Origin of the sequence: Methylocystis sp., from assembly GCF_021731785.1 — a bacterium.
Classification (GTDB): domain Bacteria; phylum Pseudomonadota; class Alphaproteobacteria; order Rhizobiales; family Beijerinckiaceae; genus Methylocystis.
Genome location: NZ_JAKFWS010000007.1, coordinates 26,085 through 44,988 on the forward strand (window position 1 = coordinate 26,085; position 18,904 = coordinate 44,988).

Here is an 18,904-nt window from a genome sequence, read left to right on the forward strand (position 1 = left end):
TTTCGTGGAAATTGTTCACTTTGACGAATTTCGGCTTTGCGAGTTGCGAGTGTCGGAGGGAGCCGGCGACGAAAACCCGCCGGGACTCTGATTTTCCGAACCGATCACGTGCTCAGTGCGGCGCTAGTGCAGACCGCGCTTGCTCGCGCGTTGCCGTCCGATGCCTCAGTGGAGCTGGTACAGCCGATTGCCGTCCGAAACGATGCTTTCCGTGCGAATATTGTTATCCAGTCTTTGCCATCCGGGGCAGGAATCGCCGCTGCAGGGCGTTCCGGTGTAGCGCCAGATCCATCCGTCGTCGTGAAGCTGATATAGCTGACTCCCGGCCGCGATGATAGCGATCGTCTTGGGATTTCGATCGAGGCGCTGCCATCCGGGGCAGGAATCGCCGCTGCAGGGCGTTCCGGTGTAGCGCCAGATCCATCCGTCGTTGTGTAGTTGGTAAAGTTCGCTTCCTCCCGCGGCGATGGCGATGGTCTTGGCGTTGCGGTCCAGGCGCTGCCAACCGGGGCAGGAATCGCCGCTACAAGGCGTTCCAGTATAACGCCAAATCCATCCGTCATTGTGCAGTTGGTAGAGCTGCGTATCCGACGCGGCGATCGACGCAGTCTTGGGGTTGCGGTCCAAGCGTTGCCATCCGGGACAGGATTCGCCGCTGCAAGGCGTTCCGGTGTAGCGCCAGATCCATCCGTCGTTGTGCAGCTGATAGAGTTGGCTGCCCCCAGCGACGATGGCGATCGTCTTGGGGTTGCGGTCCAGGCGCTGCCAACCGGGGCAGGAATCGCCGCTGCAGGGCGCGCCGGTGTAGCGCCAAATCCATCCGTCATTGTGCAGCTGAAAGAGCTGATTCCCTCCGGCGGCGATGGCGACTGTCTTGAGATTTCGGTCCAGGCGCTGCCATCCGGGGCAGGAATCGCCGCTACAGGGCGTTCCGGTGTAGCGCCAAATCCATCCATCATGATGCAGCTGATAGAGCTCGGCGCCCGCCGCGGCGATCGCAGATGTTTTTGGATTATTATCGAGCCTTTGCCAGCCGGGGCATGAATTTCCGCTGCAGGGCGCGCCGGTGTAGCGCCATATCGCGCCCGTTGCGGGTCGAAAGGCCGCGACGGCCGCGCCCGTTTCATTCAGCACGCGGGCGTTGTTATGGGTTGCCGCCGTGCCCATGGCGGTTCCGTTGTAAGTGACGTTCGGGTTCGACCAATATTGAAGTCGGGAGCAGCTCGGCGAGCAGTCATAGGCCATGATCGTGCGCCAGCTGGAGCCGTTCCTGAACCCGTGACCATAGGCGAAAGGCGAGGTGTTCGGGTCGGCTTCGGGATTGTGCCTTGCTCCCTGAAGATGGCCGATCTCATGTCCGAATGAATAGTAGCCGGTGGCGCAATCATGGTGCACGAGGGCGAAACTGGAGACGGCCGCCGCCCGGATCGTGCGCGCCAGACCGCAATAGTCCGTCTTGTTGATGATGAGCACCGCGACGTCGGCCTGAAACTTCTGACGCAGGCCGTGGATCTCGTCCATCACGCCGTCGCCGACGCGCGAAAAATCGGCCATGATCATATCGAAGCTGCGGCCGGCTTCGTTGTAATTCACCTTTTGGGTGTGCGCCAGATGGACGCGCGGCGTAATTCCGCTGTTCTGGTAGCTTAGATTGGTCTCGTCGATGGCCAGCTGAATCAGCGCGGCGATACCGCCGCTCGCCGTTTCGGCCGAAGGGGTGTAGGCGACGAGCACTTCGACGATCGGATTGGCGGCGGCCGTCGGCGGTGCCCTCTCGAGCCCCTCCTGGGCCGATGAATCCTTGTTTTCCGGGAGACCATTCCGCTTCTCCAGCTTCTCGAAACTGGGCGGATCGTCGGGAGGGAACTTCGACTGGTCCACCTCGATCAGCGCATGAAGCCCCGAGCCGACTGGCCGAATTTTAAAGAGTTCCTTATCGCTTCTGACCGTCCCCGTGATGTTGCCGTCGCGGACGACCAAGGTCGCCGCTCCTGGGACTTCCGACAAAGTTCCGTACCAGGTGAAATCGGTCTCGGACCGCTTTTCCATATCCTTTTTGGCCGCCTGCACCGTCAGGCCGGCGCGAAGTCCCAGGGTGACGGTCGGCTCTTTGAGCGAATCGAGGTTAATGTTCACCAACCGCACGCTCTTGGTAGTCTTCTGCTTTTCAAGCGTTGTGAGCATCTGTCTTTGATCGGGCGCCATCGCCGCCACGCGAGTCTGAGGCACCGGAATAAACAAATCCGCCGCAAGCGTGGGACTGGAACACGCTAACATCAATGCGATGAGCCAGAAGCGTAGGGTCATTTGCTTGTCCCCATAATCTTTCGTTATGAAAACAGACATCACGGGTACCATCAGGCTTCGCGAAGTGTTTGCGGAGCAACGGCTACTCACACGATCGGCATGGAGATACAGCGCGACGGTATCCACGTGAAAAAGGGCTTGAACATACGACCTGAAACCGCGCGCCTGAAACTGAGAAAAGGCTACGCGCGATCCATCGCCAAGTAAAGCCTTAAGGTTTGGTTAATGCGGAAAGGCGTTGCTGCTGGTTAGCAAGAACCAGCCGGCAGCTCACGTATAATGTGCATTGGCAGAGCACAGGGCGGCCCAAACCGGGGTCATATCCAGCGAGCATTCGTGGTGAAGCAGACCGTCCAGAATATGCGCGGGCTCGCTGGCGTTGGCGGCGATGACCTTGGTGTGAAACGGCGCGTAACGATCGGAGACATGCGTATAAAACTTGACGCCCGGCTCCGAGCCATATTTGGCGTTGTAGTCGGCGCGCGCCTCTCCATGGCCGCCTGCCTTGAGAAATTGTCCATCCGACGATGACGTGCCGCCGTCGCCCCAGACCCTTGTGAATGGCTGCGCGTGGATTGCTTCGATCAGACACGCGAGCGCCGCCTGATAGGTTTCATCGCGAACATGCCATTCGGCGATCCAGAGCAATTTGGAATGGCTAAATATTTTGGAGCTGCGCGCCATTCGGGCGAGGCCGAGATTGGTGGCGTCTGCCAGCAACGCTGTCATCAGCCCTATATTTTCTGGCGGCGCGCCGGTTCGCAGATGGCCGAAGCGCTCGGCGAATCCCGTCCAACCATTGCCGGCCGACGCGAGCGTATCGATCTCATTGAGCCGCGATTCAAGCAAGGTCGTTCGCTCGGTTTGCCAGTCATCGAAGCGATCCTGGACAGCAAGTCCCAATTCGCCCTCTCGTCGCCGAGCGACAAAAGCCTCCGCCGGCAGAAGAAAGTCGCCGAAGACGCGGAACGCGCGGCTGCCTTCGACCCAAATGTCTCCGGACCGCAAACTGTCGCGTAGCGCCAGCATGACCGCGACCTCATATGCCCGACGATCAAATGTGGAGCCTCTTCCGAGCTTGCGCCACGTCGATTTTAGAAATGCTGTCGGCGGACGTTGAGGGAGTTGTCTCGGTCGCGCCGCATAAAGTCCACGCAACAGATCGAGCGCGTCGAGCAATGAGTCGTTTGGCTTCCATGAGCGGAATGCAAATGCATTGAGCAGGACCGAAATCATCCGGCGCACCGTCGGATACCTTTCGACGATTTCGGTCAAATTGTCTTCGCGCGTGTTGGCAACGACAATTTCTGTTTCCGCGACGAGCGCTTTCAAGCGTTCCCAACCGAGCGAACGTTCGAGGGCAGAGCCTTGATCCTCTCCAGATTCCTTCGCCGCCAACATGGCTTTCGCCATATGGAGAAGCGCTCGCGCCGATGCATCGAGCGCTTTTGCTCGATGAACAACATTTTCTCTGTAGGCGCGATCGGCGCGACGGTAGACACCGCCAAGCATCTTGTCGAACATGACGAGCGCCGTCCGTGAGGATCGCTTCCATCTCGCGGGCGAACACGACTAGAGTCGCCAGTCGGCGCGGCGTGTCGAACCGCGAAAGGTGCTGGGCGCTGAGAATAGCCGTTTCTTTGGCGATGGCCCTATAACGCGCGCGATGAATCCGTTGCTCGCGATCTGGCCCAACTTTCGACAACGACCACCATCCTGGCACGATGATGCCGCCCGCGGCGCCGTCCACTTGCGCGCGAGCTTGCGCGGCGCCATCATTGGCCTAATTTCTCGGCGACGCATTTCCTTCGAGTGTGCGGGTCCTTAAGGGAGCATGGCCGTGATGCGACCGCTATTTTTGTTTTTCATGCTGTCGGCGCTCGTCGCGCCAGCCCCTTCAACAGCGCAATATAATGAGCCGAAGCCCGTCAAGCGCATGGCGCTCGTCATTGGCAACGCCGAATACGACAACGCCGACAAACTTCCCGGCTCGCTTACCGATGCGCGTACCATGGCGCAGAATTTGCGGGACGCGGGTTTCGACGTGACGCTGTCCGAGAACGTCCGGACGCGCGACGATTTTCTCGGCCTGTACTTGCCGTTCGTGACGAAGATTGATCGCGGTTCCTTCGCGGTTTTTTACTACTCGGGTCATGGTTTCACCTATGGCGGAGAAGGCTTTCTGACGCCGACCACGTTTCCAAAAGTCATACCTTCCACCGAAGTGCAGGATGTCTTTTTATCGGTGTCGGGATTGCAGGATCTGGCTAATAGCCGGAACCCCGCGCTGCTTCTGCTGCTGCTCGACGCGTGCCGCAATATTCCCGATTTCATCGTTGAGCCAGGCGAAGGCCAGACGCGCGCGGAAATCAGCAAGGGGTTTCCCGAGTTCGCGCGCAATCCCAACAATGTGCTCGGCTACTCGTCGAGAGCGGGCACGAAATCGATCGGCGACGGCGCTGGCGGCCTCAGCAAATACACCGCGGCGCTCAACGAGCACTTGATGAAGACGGATGTCGAGTTACTCGAAGCGCATCGGCTGATTGCGCTGAAAGTCAAGCAGGACACGAACGACCGGCAGAGCCCATGGATGTCCACCAATGCGACGCCATACGTCTATTTCAAAATGTCGAAGGACAAAGAAGCGCAGGCGCTGACCGAGTGGATCGCGGCGCAGAAGATCGGCGAACCCTATGTGCGAAACTATGCCGAGCTATGGGGGCTCGGCCCCTATGCGGCCTCGGCGCGAAAGTGGCTTACGGACAACAGTCGTCGCGCGACCGTAAGCCGTGCATCACATGTTTCACCCGCGCAGGTCGATGCGAGCTGGGATGTCGCCAAATCGGCCCCCATCTCGATTCCGCAAGTCTCCGGACCGCTCGCCATGCCACGCATCGCCGCGGACACAAAAGCGGAGCCGCCGCCGGCGCCCCAAGCGACCGGCGGGCAAAATCCGCAATTTGTCGCCGAGGTGCTGGCGAGTTCGAAAACGGTCGTGGTTATGAAAGAACTCATCGCGCGTTTCGAACCTAAGGCCGGCGGCGGTGTTGCGGAGGACTTGAAGCCCGGCGCGAAAATTGAGGTGCAGTCGGTCGAGCAGGACGATTCCGGCGGCGTTTGGCTGCGCGGCAAGACCGCCGAAAGTGAGACGCCGGTCTATGTGCAGGTGCCGAAAAACGCCGGCACGCAGAATGTCGAGATCGGGCGCGCGCTGCGAGAATTTACGCTTGGAGACGCGCCGCTCGGAACGGCGCTTTTGGGCGACACCAAGCTCGTCGTCGAGGAACTGGCGCGGTTGAAACTCGCACGGGCAAAAATCAACTGGGTTTCGATCGCGACGCCGACGTCCGATCGCGAACGCTCCACGCGCGAAAAAGCGGCGATAAGAGCCCGCGCCTATTACGTCGCCTTTCTTATCGGAAAGACGGTCCCGCCCGAGAACATCACCATGGTCGAGGAGGCAGCCGATCTCCATGGTGAAAATCCCAGAATACGCATTTTTGGAAGCAACTAACCGCTAAGCAATTGGAGGAACACATGCGTAAATATCTTGCTCCCATCGCCGCCATCGCCGTCCTGCTTGGCGGCCCCGCATGCGCGGAAGCGCCGACCGCCCAAACCTTCAAAAAGACCGGCTCGGCTCCTTATGACGATACGGTGATGCGCTACATCAATAAGGAAAAGCCGAAGATTGTCGGCGGCGTGCCGGCGAAGGACGGCGCCTATCCCTGGCAGGTGTCGCTCGTCGTCGCCGACATTCCCGATCCCGGCGCCGGGCATTTTTGCGGCGGCTCGATCTACAGCGATAAATGGATCGTCACGGCTGCGCATTGCATGCCGGGCCTGACCCCCGACAGTCTCGACGTGATCGCCGGCACGAATACGCTGAAGAGCGGCGTGAAGCGGCACGACGTGAAACGCATCCTCGTTCATGGCGATTATGAAAAGCATGCGCCGCAGGACAGCGATATCGCGCTGATCGAACTGAAAGAGCCGCTTGCTCTCGGCCCGAAGATCAAGGCAGTTGCCGTGCTCGCGCCCGTCGATGAAGAGAAGACGCTGGTCGCCGGCAAAGAACTCGTCGTCACCGGCTGGGGCGCGATGGAGGAAGGCGGCGGCGTAACCCGCACGCTGCAGGAAGTCGCGGTGCCATTCGTCACCAAGAAATCCTGCGCCGATCCTCTCGCCTATGGCGATTCGATCACCGACAACATGATCTGCGCGGGCCTCACGGTCGGCGGCAAGGATTCATGTCAGGGTGACAGCGGCGGACCGCTGGTCAGGACCGCGGACCCGCTGCTGGTTGGCGTCGTGAGCTGGGGCGAAGGCTGCGCCCGGCCCGGCAAGCCGGGCGTCTACACGCGCATCTCGAATTTCAAGTCCTGGATCGAAGGCTGCGTCGCCGGAAAGAAGTGCAACGCGAAGTAACCCCGTAACCGTTTCGCGCATCCGATCGGCTCGCCGGCCGGATTCGCGAATCTAGAGCGTGATTGTGCACTGTGGATCATCAACTCTGCGGCGTGTCTGAGCGTGAAACATGCGAAGGCAACGACGTGGAGCCCTACGAAAGTCTGGGCATAACGCTCGTAGTCTTTGACGAGCCGCCTGCATCGAGTTGCCCAAGCGAATGATCGCTCGACCTTTGGGCAACAAAACGAAGCCTTTCTTCGCTTCGGCGAGTTTGACAACGCAAAGCTCGGCGCCTTGCGCCTTGGCTGCGTTCTCGCCAGTGTAGCCCTGATCGACATAATACCAACGGCTCTGATGGCTGACTCACGTGGGTGTCAGAAGCCATCTTGGATTGAGAATATCGGCTGCGCATTGCCAAAGCGGAGCTTGGCACCTCAATAGCGCATGACGAAGAAAACGAATTTAGCTTTTGGACCCGGAGTGGTTGTGCGCAGCGTTGTATTTCGGGAGAACCGGTGGTGCGTATCGGCGGACCGAGCCGGGCCGCGGTCGTGTCCCGCATGCGGAGGAGCGTCAGCATCGCGTCATAGTTGGAGGCGCCCCTGTCGTTCTCGAGTTGCGTCGCCCGATCGGGGCAGATATCGCGCAAAACGGCCGAAGCGTCACAAAAATAGGGAAGACAGCGCCGACAATGCATGATCCGCGGGTTGCTGACTTCGACACGTCCATAGACCGTCCGGATCTTGCGCTTGCCATAATCCTTGATGCGCCGGAACGTCTGACAATCGGTGCAATACCGGCTCGTCAGGACGTAGGCATCGCATTGCTGCTTCACCACAAGCTGCTGCAATAACGCCATGATCGACTCGCCATCCGAAATCGAGAGGCCAATCTCTCCCTCCGACAGCCGGCTGAATGGCTTTTCGATAACCATCTCAGCGGTGTCGCGTCCGCTGAATTCGTCCAGGCCTTCAATTGTGATCTTCCAACGCATCGCCGTCCTCCGTAAGGTCGGCCATTTCTCGCGTCGGAATTCGTTAACGTTCGTCGCAACCCAGTAAATTCTACGGTCCCCATCTCATATCAGCAAGGACGCACCGAGCTTTTCGAGGCTCGGCCATGGACACATGGCGTTCGGCCACTGCTGCAGCATAAATAAGGGCGCGTTCTCTTATTCATGAGTCGCCCCCTCGCTGGAGCAGGTGGAAATTGAAGGCTGTGTTCCTTCGAGAACGTCCTCATGAAATTCGCGGATCAGGCTTATTGCTCTGCGCAGATGCCCATCAGCGCGATCGAGCGCGGCCTGTGCCTCGTCGCGTCGGTATCCCTGAAGAAGAAGAAAGGCGAGCTTGACGCTCCCGCCGGCTCCGTGCAGGGCCTCTTGCACATCTTCGAGGCCTCGACCGCTCAGGCGCGACAATATCTTTTCGCTTCTCCGGACCAGTTTCTTGTTCGAGGCCTGCATATCCACCATCAAGCCGTCATAGACGCGTCCGAGCGAGATCATGACAAGAGAGGACAACAGAATAAGGGTGATCCTCTGGGCCGTCCCCGCCTTCATGCGAGTCGAACCGGCGATCGCTTCGGGGCCTGTATCAAGAAATATCGCGTGGTCGGCTTCCCTAAGGAGCGGCGTGTCTCGATTGTTGGCGACGCCGATTGCAAGAGCGCCCGCTTCTTTTGCCGCACGAAGACACGCCACCGTGAACGGCGTCGTGCCGCTCGCCGCCACCGCAATAGCGACGTCAGTCGGACCGATGGCATTGCGCCGCGCAAGTTCCACTCCCTGCGCCTCCTGATCCTCGGCGCCCTCGACGGCTCGAAGAAGGGCGTTCTTTCCGCCGGCCATGAGCAGCAGGAGTCGCTCCTGTGGCCAGCCGAATGTCGGCATGAGTTCTGCGCCGTCCTGGACCGCCAAGCGGCCGGACGTTCCAGCCCCCATGTAAACGAGCCTCCCGCCGCGCTTTAGCCGCCGCTCTATCGCAAGCCCCGCGCTTTCAATGGCCGGGTGCGCGGCCCGCACGGCCGCGACGGCGGCGAACTGCCCTTCAATCATCGCCTCCAAGATCTCCGCTGGCTCCCAGAGGTCGATGTTGGAATAACGAGGGCTCGGGCGTTCGGTTTCCATCGGCGTCATTCACCGGCGATCGCGAGGTTTTTGGGGATATGCCCACCTACGAAGCAGATTCAAGAGAGTGGCCCACAAGTGAAACGGAAAGCTAGAACCGGGCGCACTCCCCGGCCTTCATGAGGCAACCTTCTTTGAGCCCGCTCCGCCGTGTTCGCTTCACTTGGGATGTTATGCGATGATTGAACCATGACTACCGCTAACAAAGCAATAGAATGACCTTCGCTGACTTCCAAATGACCGCCGAGTTGCGAACGGCGCCAGAGGCGGTGAGGCGGCAGGAGGAGCGGCTTCTGTCGAGCGTCATCGCCGCGCTTGTCGAGCGGCTACGACGCAAACCGCCGCAGGTTGTCGTTACTTGCGCACGGGGCAGTTCCGCGCATGCGGCGACCTTCGGCAAACATTTGATTGAGCGATATCTGGGTATTGTTGTCGCGGCGGTGGCGCCAAGCATTACGACGATCTATCACCGGCGTCTCAGTATGAATGGTCAGTTTTTTCTGGCCATTTCCCAATCCGGGAAAAGCTGCGACCTTATCGAGCAAGCGGTCGCCGCGCGGCAATCCGGCGCCGTAACCGCCTGCATCACAAACGACGCCAAAAGCGAGCTTGCGCGGAGCTGCGAGTTCGTCCTGCCGATGGAGGCCGGACCGGAACTCAGTATTCCGGCGACGAAGACTTTCATCGCATCGCTCTCGGTTTTGGCGCGCCTTACGGCGCTGTGGGCGGAACATGAGGCGCTTGCCAACGCGTTGCGGCGTTTGCCAGACCGGCTCGCCGCCTCCAGCGAACTCGATTGGAGCAACTTGGTTGGCGTTCTCACCCGAGCGGAGAGTCTTATCACAATTGGGCGAGGCCCCACGCTCGCCATTGCGAGGGAGGCGGCGCTGAAATTGAAGGAGACTTCGCGTCTCCATGCCGAAGCGTTTTCTGCGGCCGAATTTCAGCATGGTCCGATCGCCTTGGTCTCTTCGAATTATCCGATTGTGATCTTCACGCCCACCGACGCCGCAGCCGCGGGAACGAACCAGTTGGCTCTTAATCTGAAAGCCAAAGGAGCGGCATTGTTCGCCACCGGCTCGAACGACGCCCCGCCTGGTCAACTCGAGACGCTCGCTCCCGATCAGCCCGAAACCGATGCTATTTGTCAGATCCAAAGCTTCTACGGGATGGTCGTCCGCCTCGCCGCGGCGCGGGGCATCAACGTGGACGAGCCCCTTCATTTGCAAAAAATCACGCGCACGCGATGAGCGTGCCGGAACTGCACGCCATCGCTGCGGATTTCGTCTTCGACGGCGTGATGATTCATCGAAACAGCGTTATCCTCATCAATGATTCGCAAATCGCGGCGGTCACGCCGCGCAAGGAATTGTCCACATCGATCGACGTATTCGAAGCGCCGAAGGGCGCGTGGCTTGCGCCGGGATTTATCGACGTACAGGTGAACGGCGGAGGAGACGCGTTATTCAATGCTGATCCGACGCCCGAATGCCTCGCGAGAATTGTCGCCACCCATCGAAGATTCGGCACAACGGCGCTTTTGCCGACGCTGATCACCGACACCGATGCGATCATGGCTGCGGCGTTGAGCGCCGTCGAGGCGATGCTTCCACGAGAGCCCAGCATTCTCGGCATTCATCTCGAAGGCCCCTTCTTGTCGCGTGACAAGCCCGGAGTCCACCGCCGCGACCTCATTCGGCGTCCCGCACCTCATCACCTCCAAATGCTCTCCTCCTACAAGAAAGGCGTGTTGCTCGTCACCTTGGCGCCGGAAGTGGCGCCCACGGGCTTCATTGCCGATTTGATTGCGGCGGGCGCAAAGGTTTCGCTAGGCCATTCGATGGCGACTTTTGAGCAGACCCGCGCCGCGATGGCGGAAGGGTTGACCGGCTTCACGCATCTATTCAACGCCATGCGGCCGCTTTCGGCCCGCGAGCCCGGGCCGATCGGAGCGGCGCTAGAATCGCCCAATGCCTACTATGGAATTATTGTGGATGGCCAACACGTCGCTCCAGCGACCCTGGGGCTTGCAATCCGCGGCGCCGGCCATCCGATGCTTGTCACAGATGCGATGCCGCCTGTAGGCGGATCCAAGGAGTTCATGCTACAGGGCACACAGATCGCGGTTCGCGATGGCCGTTGCGTCACGCCGAACGGCGTCCTCGCAGGATCATCGCTCGACATGGCGACTGCGGTCAAGAACTGCGTTCGGCTTTTGGGGCTCCCGTTAGAGCGCGCCTTACGTTTTGCCTCTACTGAGCCCGCCGACTTCTTGAGCGTCGGGCATTTCCTCGGCCGACTCGCTCCAGGCTACCGCGCCGACATTGTCGCCTTAGATTCGACTGATCTTTCAGTTCTCGCGACGTGGGTTGCCGGAAAGAAATCTGACGAATCCGGCGCGGGAATCGTGTGAAGTTGTGCGAGAGTTTCGGAGAGATTCCGGAGCGCATGCGGGCGAATCTCTGACTGTGCGAGCGCCATTCCGCAGGGCACGCCTTCGACCTTCGCGCAGATCATGGCGCCGGCCGCCAGTCGCTTCCGAAATCTAGATTCGGGCGTACCGATGATGTAGCCCGCTAAGGATCGGATGCGCAACGACGTCTCCGAACCGCTCAATCAACCGCACGCACGGCGCATCCTTCGCGAGCGAAACATGCGTTCGCGCCTCGTTATAATAGATGGCGTGTCGCGCAAGGATTCGTCGAAGGTGCGCCGCGTTGAACGCGATCAAATGATCAGCGCACTCGCGCCGGACCGAGCCGATCAGGCGTTCAGCGTGGCCGTTCTGCCAGGGCGAGCGGAACGCGGTGGGCCGATCCCGAATGCACACGGACCCCACAATTCCACCGGCGTGAACTCGACGATATAGACGGGCATCGGATCGCCAATGCCGTCCCCAGTGCGCTAGAAGTAGGCGTAGTCGCCTTCGAGCACCTGCGCCACCGTACCGCTCCGCCCCCGAAGGTAGCCGGGCAACCGAGTGTGCGCGCCGGCCGGGAGATTTGCGATCCGGACGAGTTGCCCGACCGCGAACTTTGGATGAGCGACGTCGCGGCGAGGACTGTCGCCATTGCGCAGATATGCCATGATCTGCTCGTCAATGGCGACAGTTCCACCCGCGACCCCTAGCCGAGCGCCGGGCGGCCGGGCCGCTTGGCCGCGCAGTTCTGTTGTCCGCGACGCCAATTCGTCCTCGCGCAGGTATCCCTCGTCGACAGGGAATGCGGCAATGCCGTTGAGCCACTTCTCGTAATAACGAAATTTAAAGTAGTCGAATGGATCCATCGCCTCGGCGCGGGCGCGCAGATGCGCCCATGTCCACATGTCTCGGAAGGTGGTCGGCACATCGGCGATCGCGTAGGCCGGCACGGACGAGCCGAGATGGCCCGACAGACCCATCATCGCAACATGGACGCCGAATATCCGCCTCTCCCACTCCTCGGCAAAGACGCGCCGATCCAGCGTTAGGGGCTCCAGCAACCCTTCCAGGCCGCCGATATGGTGCCGTAATTTCATGGCGCCAGACGCCTTCTGCGCTGGCCCAAAGTCCAGACAGTAGGCCAGGGACCGATAAATTTAAGTGATGGAGTGGATGCCCCCTCCTGACGGCATCGCGATGTGCCAAGGTGGCGATGTTTGTGCATCCCACGAACGGAGAGGGCATCCATGGAAAAGGTTAGCATTATCGGTCTCGACCTTGCAAAGCGGTCCTTTCAGGCGCACGGCGCCCGCGCCGACGGCGGCGTGGGGTTCCGCAAGAAGCTTTCGCGCGAGAAGGTCCTCGCCTTCCTTGCGGAGCAATCGCGCTGCGTCGTCGCTATGGAGGCCTGCGGGAGCGCGCATCACTGGGGGCGAGCGATTCGCGATATGGGGCATGATGTTCGGTTGATCCCGCCGGCTTACGTCAAACCTTTCGTCAAGCGCCAAAAGAACGACGCGGCCGACGCGGAGGCGATCTGCGAGGCGGCGAGCCGGCCGACCATGCGCTTCGTCGCGGTCAAAACCGAGGCGCAGCAGGCGCGCGCCATGTTGTTTCGCGCCCGCGATCTTCTGGTGCGCCAGCGCACGCAACTGATCAACGCGCTGCGCGGTCATTTAGCCGAGCATGGCGTTGTCGCCCCTCAAGGGCCGGCGAATGTGAAGGTTCTCGCAGAGGCGATCGAGGATGCGACGACATCGCTTCCGCTTCTCGTCGTGGAGCTGTCGCGCGTTTTCCTCGAGCAGATCGACGGGCTGTCGAAGAAGGTTGCCGACCTCGAGAAGGTGACGCTTCACGAAGCCGCGCGCGGCGCGACAACCCGCCGCCTGCAAACCATGCCGGGCATCGGTCCGATTACGGCCATGGCGATCGAGACCTTCGCGCCGCCGATGGCCATCTTCAAACACGGGCGTGATTTTGCAGCCTGGCTCGGACTTGTTCCTAGGCAACATTCGACCGGCGGCAAGCAGGTTCTTGGAAAGACCTCGAAGATGGGACAGCGCGACATTCGGCGGTTGCTGATCATCGGCGCGATAGCCGTCGTGCGCTGGGCTCGCCGGAAAGGAGCGTCGGACGGAACCTGGCTCCATCGCATGCTGGCGCGCAAGCCGCGCATGCTCGTGGCGATCGCGCTCGCCAACAAGATGGCGCGTTCGATTTGGGCCATGCTGACGAAGAATGAGGATTACAGGGCTCCTGTCGCTGCGACGGCCTGATCGAAAATCAGAGCAGCGGCATAGGCGCGTCGGGCGTGTGAGGAGGTCGACGAACGGTAAGGTCAAATGATCGGTCAGATCCGGGTCTGGAAACGCAGTGGTATCCACGGAGCTCACAGCTCGCTTAAGTGATCTGCGCCAGACCCGCGCATCTCCATACCGGCCAGCGGTCGAGACAGGCCGCAACTCAAAGGCCTGATACATGACCGCACCCGATCACGCGATGAAGCCGCTCGAAAAACTTCTTGCGCGAACGGGGGCATCCATACATGGGTTTCATGCAGCTCTCGGCAAGGGCGGTATACGCGTTTGCGATCCTTGCGAACTTCGAGGCGGTCGACGTGCTCGCGGTACGGCGTGCGTCGCCTTGATGCGGCCGATATCTTTCGCGCTTCGGCGACGGCGCGGCGACGACTGGCTATCGGTCGAGATCCGTGCAAAAGGGGATGCATTCGCGCCAACGGGATTTTCTGGAGGCACCCGGTTTCTTGTCCGACAATCCTTCTGTCCGGCGCGCAATTATCGAGCATCGTTTCCAGACAGATCGCTAATCAACCGGCAAAGGATCGATTGCCGGACAGGCGGGCGACTTCGCAAAAGCAGCGTTCGCTCTCACTTGTTACTTCGCGGCAATCGAAGCCGCCTCGCACGAAATCCGCTGCCCTCCGGTTCGACGAGCAGCTCTAAATTTACGAGGTCCGCGTCGGCGTCAATCTCGTCAAGGGCTGCGGCGAAGGCCAACCGCTGCACGTCCCGTCCGGCGTCGACGTCGACGAGGAAAATGGCGCCCGCGTGCAGGACGGCCTTCCGAGCGTAACGTTTGCGGAATTCGTCGACGTTGTTGGTGACCAGCGTCCAGTCTTCGTTCTGGATTTTTTCCAGCAAGGTCCAGTCCTTGGCGTTCAAGAGCCCGAGATCGCGCATCGCCATCGCCTCGTAGCCGCGTTCGCGCGCAAGCTCGACGAGCGTCGGCGAGAGGTTCTCGTCGACCAGAAATCGCATCGGGCGGCAATCTCAGCCCGAAACTGAAATCGATGGACGGCCCCGCTGCGGGCGCGCATCCGCATAGACACGCGCCGCGGCGATCTGTTCTTGAGAGAGCCCATAGTCCTCGATGAGCTCCTCGGCCGGGACGCCACGCTGCAGCGCGGCGGCGATTGGACGCACGAGAATTCTTGTGGCCCGAAAGGTCGCGGCCCCGCCCTGGACCTCGTCATCTTCGACGATATAGGCGCGCGCCGCCTCGAGCGCCGAAAGACGTTTGGCCACGCTGTCTGACACCGGCTTGAAGTCGATCGTCATCGGCAAAGCGGAGGAGGGCACCGCGAGCTTCCCGACGGATTCGATCGGCTTCTCCTTCAAGAGCGCGGCTAAGCGCTTGCGCAATTCCTTGCGCGCCGGCGCAGCGATGTCGCGCGCGATCAGGTGGTCGGCCGCGATGAGGAACGCGCCCTTCGGCGTTAGGAGCCGCGTGCGTTGGCGGCGCTGCACGAAGGGCCGACCGATGCGGAGCCGATCGATTGCACGGTCGACGACCGTGGCGTCGAGACCTGCGACGAACGCTGCCTCGGATTTTGATAGCAGTTGCGCGGACATAATGGTTCTCCAGTCGATGAATATATATTAGGCCGAGCGCTTGGTGCAAGGGTCTGGCCGCTCATGTCGCCCTTGGCGGCGCGGCTGGCTGGCAGGCATAGAACTGCTGACTACTAGAACCGGAAAACAGGCGGCGCCGACGCCATGCCGCCCTTTTCGCGCACCCCGCGCTGCGGCGATCCGCTTTTCGTCACCCATCTGTTCAGGCGTTGTCGCGTCGGGCGAGCGTCGCGTCTTGGTCGAGGTGAACGATCGATTCGCCGCCTTGCTTGGGCCTGCATCATCGGTTCCGCGTGACAGTGACGGGCGGCCCTCGCGCGCGTGATTTTTGTCTCGGTTCGTCGTCGTCTAATCGGGCCTCGTTCCTGGGTGCGCCGAGCGTCTTCGCCGAACGATCTCGGGATATCCGGTTGCAATGAAATCAAAGCGCGTTCCGCCGAGTTCCGCGAGCCTGGGGTCTCGGGCGCGCTCTGAATTCAGCGCGTGTTTTCCCATCGCTCTCCGTTGCGCGCGCTCGCCTCCGGTTGCATGGCGATTCGTCCTATGGCCACATTCGCCGCCCAAAACCCTGCGGCCGCGACGATTTTCCCCTTGGCGCTTAAACGCCAATTCCTCGCGCATCAAAATCGCCGCGGCCTTCGGGTCCTCCGCTCTGCTTCGGCCTCGCGCCTTTTCGGCGCTTCGGTTCTGACGTCACCTTCGCGGCCATCACGGACAGCCATCGCAACCGGGGCAGTCGCCCCAACGATGGAGAGCAAGATGAAGACTTTCGCGGAATTTCAGATCCTCGGCCGCATCGGCAAGGTTCGTGAAGTCGGGCAGACGACACGCGTTTCGATCTGCGCCAACTACGCCTTTAAGGACCGCAACGGCGAGACGAAGGACAAGCCTTACTGGAACGAGATCACGATTTGGAGCGAGAGCGCCCGCAAATATGTCCGCGACCATGCGAAGTCCGGCGATCTCGTGGTTGCGCGCGGCACGCTGAAACAGGGTAGCTTCGAGAAGGACGGCGAAAAAGTCTACACAGTCGACCTGAACTGCGACGACTTCTCGATCCTCGCTTCCGCCAAGACGGACAGGTCCGACACGGACGAAGCCGACGCGGCACCTGAAGCGACGACGAAGACCGCGAAGCGCAAGTGACGCGACGAACAAGGCGGCGCACGCCGCCCCGCCTTCTAAGCTTCATTTGGATTTGTAGCGGGCCAGTGGATGGCTCGCCCCATTTTTTGTTGCGTCGAGTGTTCTCGACGCCAAGCACGGCTGATTTGCGACTGACCCTCGCAGGCGGTAGCACGCTTACCCTTTCTTCGAGACACCGCTGCGCAGAAGTTTGTCTGGCAAACTTCTGAGGGGGAGATTTCGCGACACACTTTGATCCAACTCGCGCATACGAGGACCGTCCCTGCGAGCTTGGCCGGCAAAGTGCTCTGACCCAGGGCCAACGGCGATTCCCGCTGAAGCCGTCCACTCGGCGAGGCGAAGTTTGTCTGGCAAACTTTCGAGGCGAGACTTGCCCTCCGATCTGCGGGTCAGGGATCCGTCTCGCGCAGCCGACGATCGCTTCCTCTCGAAGTTTGTCGTGCAAACCTGATTCTACCCCTGTCAAATCTCACAGTCGCGCAAGAACAGTTGAATTTGCTTCTTGCGTTGAAACGTCCCGCCGACTGATTCGTCGAAACATCAAATGTCTCGAACCGATGAAGGACTCATTATGCGTCCCATTGCTTCGACTGGAGCCGTCTCGTGAAAGTGATCGTCGTGAACAACGAGAAGGGCGGCGTTGGCAAGAGCACGATCGCCGTCCACCTCGCTTGGTATTTTGCCGAGCATCGCAAGCGCGTGCTCTTTCTCGATCTGGACCCGCAGAGCAATGGCACGACGACGCTCTCGGCTCAGACCGGCGAGCCCGAGGCCGCCACGTTCTTTAGCCGGCCCGTCGCCCTTCCGCCGCTGTCCGCGCCCGGCATCCGCGTCGCGCCCGCCACTCCGGCCTTGCGCGGAATTCTCGCGGTCGACGGAAAGATCATTCAGCAGTTTCGTTCGAACATCGAGGACGCCTCGCGATCTTACGACGTCGCGGTGATCGACACGCCGCCGACCTTTGGCGTGCGCAATCTCGCTGCACTAGTAGCTGGCCATTTCGTGTTGGCGCCGATTGACCTCGACGATTACGCAATCGACGGCATCGAGACGCTTTTGAAGCATATTGTCGGCGTGAGGCAGAAGTACAATCCTAACCTCAATTTTCTCGGCTTGATCCCCAACCGCCTGCAGACAACATCCCCGCGCCAGCGCGACAACCTGAAGAGCCTCGTCCAGAAATTCGGCACGAAATATCTCTTCGACGGGGTGATCCCGCAGCGCTCGTCGATCGGCGAGGCTCTGGCGGAAAAGAAGCCGGTGTGGAGCCTGCCGAAAACAGCTGCGCGCGAGGCGGGGCGAGAAATGCGGATGGTCTTCGACAAACTCGCCGCCAAAATGGAGCTTGCATGAGCTACGCCCAAAAACTCGACGACGTTGCCTTGCTGCTCGACGAGCTCGAGGGACTTGAACCCGCAGTCGGCTCTGGCGCGGCGCTCGAGATCGCTTTGAGCCAAATCGAGGAGGACCCAGGGCAGCCGCGTCGCAATTTCGACCAGGCCGCTCTCGAGGAGTTGGCCGCCTCGATCCGCGAACGCGGCCTTCTCCAACCGATCGGCGTCACCAAAAAGCAAGAAAGCGGCAAGCATCGCATCGTTTTTGGCGCGCGCCGATTCCGTGCGGCGAGTTTGGCCGGTCTGAGGACCATCAAAGCCATGATTCAGGCTGGGCAGGCGGACGATCCATATGACCAGATGGTCGAAAACATTCAGCGCGACGACCTTTCGGCCACGGAGATTGCCGCTTTCATCGAGGCGCGTCTCAGGGCGGGAGAAAAGCAAAAGGACATTGCGAGACGACTCGCCAAGAGCAAGGGTTTCATCGCCATGCACGCATCGATTGGCCAGATGCCGCATGTGCTCCGAGATAAGCTTTCAGCCTCACCGCTTCGGGCGGTCTATGAACTCTATCAGCTGTGGAAGCGAGATGCGGCAAGAGTCGAGGAATTCTGTGCGCAGCATGAATCCTTTTCGCGTCCGCAAGCCGAAGCGTTCATCGAAGAAGCGCCTGCTAAGCCAAACCAAAACGATGATGCAGAGCCGGCTACAGAACATATTATCCGCGGGGAACCATCCCTACCTCAGCCAACGAAGAATGAGACGAAACACGGCGCAGCAGGGCTGCCTGAGGGTGAGTTCGTTCCGGCGGCGCAGAGAAAATCTGCATCGGAGGTCATCATGCGTGTCCGCCATGAGCACAGAGGCGGTCGCTTAATCCTGGGGCGCGTTTCGAAAAGAGGCTCGCACTTCGGGATTGTCGTCTTCGATGACCACGGTGAGGAAGCACAAGTGTTGCTCGCCGAACTCGCTCTCGTCGAGATTCGAATGCACGAGCCGCTCTGATGGCGGTCGATCCGGCAGCGAGCGGCAAAGCGGCTTTTCCATCCCGAAGGGACGAAACGAAGCGGAGCGCCCGGAGGCCGAACGCGCCCATCAGATTGCGCCGTAGTGAGGCCGGAGGGTGTGGGAAAGGCGCGGGCAAGAAGGGAAACTAGCTGGACGATCGCATCGATCTTCACGCCGTCCTGAACGATCCGAGGCAACCACCGGACACTGCCGCCACGCGAAGTCGGCTAATTGGATTCGAGCCATGAGACCTGAAAATGGAGCGCACCGTGTTTTT

15 protein-coding genes and 2 pseudogenes are annotated in these 18,904 nt (G+C 60.5%); 8 read left to right on the top strand and 9 right to left on the bottom strand.

What is annotated here, in order from left to right:
* Window positions 1-165: 165 nt before the first annotated feature.
* Window positions 166-2,307, bottom strand: coding sequence for a M12 family metallo-peptidase (locus QZ964_RS01200; RefSeq protein WP_292528121.1), 2,142 nt, complete (start codon window positions 2,305-2,307; stop codon window positions 166-168).
* Window positions 2,308-2,577: 270 nt separating this feature from the next.
* Window positions 2,578-3,831 carry a Tn3 family transposase gene (locus tag QZ964_RS01205; protein ID WP_292528122.1) on the bottom strand — a complete coding sequence of 418 codons (1,254 nt, stop codon included), beginning with the start codon at window positions 3,829-3,831 and terminating at the stop codon, window positions 2,578-2,580.
* Between the two features lie 319 nt (window positions 3,832-4,150).
* On the opposite strand from QZ964_RS01205, the gene QZ964_RS01210 reads away from it, so the two are divergent.
* Window positions 4,151-5,821, top strand: a complete 1,671-nt coding sequence (locus QZ964_RS01210) for a caspase family protein (RefSeq protein ID WP_292528180.1) — start codon at window positions 4,151-4,153, stop codon at window positions 5,819-5,821.
* Window positions 5,822-5,844: 23 nt separating this feature from the next.
* Window positions 5,845-6,735: a serine protease gene (locus tag QZ964_RS01215; protein WP_292528124.1), complete on the top strand. Its 891-nt coding sequence runs from the start codon at window positions 5,845-5,847 to the stop codon at window positions 6,733-6,735.
* Window positions 6,736-6,830: 95 nt separating this feature from the next.
* Here QZ964_RS01215 and QZ964_RS01220 read toward each other — a convergent pair.
* The 3 genes and pseudogenes from QZ964_RS01220 to QZ964_RS01230 form a co-directional block, all read right to left on the bottom strand.
* Window positions 6,831-7,056, bottom strand: a pseudogene (locus tag QZ964_RS01220) (IS5/IS1182 family transposase); the annotation flags it as partial.
* 280 nt (window positions 7,057-7,336) lie between these two features.
* Window positions 7,337-7,711, bottom strand: a pseudogene (locus QZ964_RS01225) (ISKra4 family transposase); the annotation flags it as partial.
* A gap of 177 nt (window positions 7,712-7,888) precedes the next feature.
* Complete coding sequence (locus tag QZ964_RS01230; RefSeq protein ID WP_292528182.1) at window positions 7,889-8,845, bottom strand: N-acetylmuramic acid 6-phosphate etherase; 957 nt, start codon at window positions 8,843-8,845, stop codon at window positions 7,889-7,891.
* 215 nt (window positions 8,846-9,060) lie between these two features.
* Here QZ964_RS01230 and QZ964_RS01235 point away from each other — a divergent pair, with 215 nt between their 5' ends.
* Together QZ964_RS01235 and nagA are read left to right on the top strand one after the other, a co-directional pair.
* Window positions 9,061-10,095, top strand: a complete 1,035-nt coding sequence (locus tag QZ964_RS01235; protein ID WP_292528125.1) for an SIS domain-containing protein — start codon at window positions 9,061-9,063, stop codon at window positions 10,093-10,095.
* A complete protein-coding gene (gene nagA, locus QZ964_RS01240; protein ID WP_292528126.1) occupies window positions 10,092-11,258 on the top strand; it encodes an N-acetylglucosamine-6-phosphate deacetylase in 1,167 nt (388 codons plus the stop codon). The genes QZ964_RS01235 and nagA overlap by 4 nt, the downstream gene beginning before the upstream one ends.
* A 132-nt stretch (window positions 11,259-11,390) precedes the next feature.
* On the opposite strand, the gene QZ964_RS01245 is transcribed toward nagA, so the two are convergent.
* Together QZ964_RS01245 and nthB are read right to left on the bottom strand one after the other, a co-directional pair.
* Window positions 11,391-11,684, bottom strand: a complete 294-nt coding sequence (locus QZ964_RS01245; protein WP_367119183.1) for an integrase core domain-containing protein — start codon at window positions 11,682-11,684, stop codon at window positions 11,391-11,393.
* 65 nt (window positions 11,685-11,749) lie between these two features.
* Entirely contained in the window at window positions 11,750-12,361 is a 612-nt protein-coding gene (gene nthB, locus QZ964_RS01250) for a nitrile hydratase subunit beta (protein WP_367119184.1), read from the bottom strand.
* 150 nt (window positions 12,362-12,511) lie between these two features.
* On the opposite strand from nthB, the gene QZ964_RS01255 reads away from it, so the two are divergent.
* On the top strand, window positions 12,512-13,540 hold the full coding sequence (locus QZ964_RS01255) for an IS110 family transposase (protein WP_292528129.1): 1,029 nt from the start codon (window positions 12,512-12,514) through the stop codon (window positions 13,538-13,540).
* 612 nt (window positions 13,541-14,152) lie between these two features.
* Here the strand turns inward: QZ964_RS01255 and QZ964_RS01260 are convergent.
* Both QZ964_RS01260 and QZ964_RS01265 read right to left on the bottom strand, forming a co-directional pair.
* Window positions 14,153-14,542 carry a DUF5615 family PIN-like protein gene (locus tag QZ964_RS01260; RefSeq protein WP_292528131.1) on the bottom strand — a complete coding sequence of 130 codons (390 nt, stop codon included), beginning with the start codon at window positions 14,540-14,542 and terminating at the stop codon, window positions 14,153-14,155.
* 12 nt (window positions 14,543-14,554) lie between these two features.
* Window positions 14,555-15,136, bottom strand: a complete 582-nt coding sequence (locus tag QZ964_RS01265; protein ID WP_292528132.1) for a DUF433 domain-containing protein — start codon at window positions 15,134-15,136, stop codon at window positions 14,555-14,557.
* 759 nt (window positions 15,137-15,895) lie between these two features.
* Here QZ964_RS01265 and QZ964_RS01270 point away from each other — a divergent pair.
* The 3 genes from QZ964_RS01270 to QZ964_RS01280 all read left to right on the top strand — a co-directional run bounded on the left by QZ964_RS01270 (window position 15,896) and on the right by QZ964_RS01280 (window position 18,624).
* The gene (locus QZ964_RS01270) at window positions 15,896-16,282 is read left to right on the top strand and encodes a single-stranded DNA-binding protein (RefSeq protein ID WP_292528134.1); all 387 of its coding nucleotides are present in this window, start codon (window positions 15,896-15,898) and stop codon (window positions 16,280-16,282) included.
* Window positions 16,283-16,885: 603 nt separating this feature from the next.
* Window positions 16,886-17,635 carry a ParA family protein gene (locus tag QZ964_RS01275; protein WP_292528135.1) on the top strand — a complete coding sequence of 250 codons (750 nt, stop codon included), beginning with the start codon at window positions 16,886-16,888 and terminating at the stop codon, window positions 17,633-17,635.
* Window positions 17,632-18,624 carry a ParB/RepB/Spo0J family partition protein gene (locus tag QZ964_RS01280; protein WP_292528136.1) on the top strand — a complete coding sequence of 331 codons (993 nt, stop codon included), beginning with the start codon at window positions 17,632-17,634 and terminating at the stop codon, window positions 18,622-18,624. The genes QZ964_RS01275 and QZ964_RS01280 overlap by 4 nt, the downstream gene beginning before the upstream one ends.
* Window positions 18,625-18,904 lie beyond the last annotated feature (280 nt).

What these genes read in the sequence shown, in the direction of transcription:
- QZ964_RS01200 (WP_292528121.1), bottom strand. Translation starts at nt 2,307, where the DNA reads ATGACCCTACGCTTCTGGCTCATCGCATTGATGTTAGCGTGTTCCAGT.
- QZ964_RS01205 (WP_292528122.1), bottom strand. Translation starts at nt 3,831, where the DNA reads ATGTTCGACAAGATGCTTGGCGGTGTCTACCGTCGCGCCGATCGCGCC.
- QZ964_RS01210 (WP_292528180.1), top strand. Translation starts at nt 4,151, where the DNA reads ATGCGACCGCTATTTTTGTTTTTCATGCTGTCGGCGCTCGTCGCGCCA.
- QZ964_RS01215 (WP_292528124.1), top strand. Translation starts at nt 5,845, where the DNA reads ATGCGTAAATATCTTGCTCCCATCGCCGCCATCGCCGTCCTGCTTGGC.
- QZ964_RS01230 (WP_292528182.1), bottom strand. Translation starts at nt 8,845, where the DNA reads ATGGAAACCGAACGCCCGAGCCCTCGTTATTCCAACATCGACCTCTGG.
- QZ964_RS01235 (WP_292528125.1), top strand. Translation starts at nt 9,061, where the DNA reads ATGACCTTCGCTGACTTCCAAATGACCGCCGAGTTGCGAACGGCGCCA.
- nagA (WP_292528126.1), top strand. Translation starts at nt 10,092, where the DNA reads ATGAGCGTGCCGGAACTGCACGCCATCGCTGCGGATTTCGTCTTCGAC.
- nthB (WP_367119184.1), bottom strand. Translation starts at nt 12,361, where the DNA reads ATGAAATTACGGCACCATATCGGCGGCCTGGAAGGGTTGCTGGAGCCC.
- QZ964_RS01255 (WP_292528129.1), top strand. Translation starts at nt 12,512, where the DNA reads ATGGAAAAGGTTAGCATTATCGGTCTCGACCTTGCAAAGCGGTCCTTT.
- QZ964_RS01260 (WP_292528131.1), bottom strand. Translation starts at nt 14,542, where the DNA reads ATGCGATTTCTGGTCGACGAGAACCTCTCGCCGACGCTCGTCGAGCTT.
- QZ964_RS01265 (WP_292528132.1), bottom strand. Translation starts at nt 15,136, where the DNA reads ATGTCCGCGCAACTGCTATCAAAATCCGAGGCAGCGTTCGTCGCAGGT.
- QZ964_RS01270 (WP_292528134.1), top strand. Translation starts at nt 15,896, where the DNA reads ATGAAGACTTTCGCGGAATTTCAGATCCTCGGCCGCATCGGCAAGGTT.
- QZ964_RS01280 (WP_292528136.1), top strand. Translation starts at nt 17,632, where the DNA reads ATGAGCTACGCCCAAAAACTCGACGACGTTGCCTTGCTGCTCGACGAG.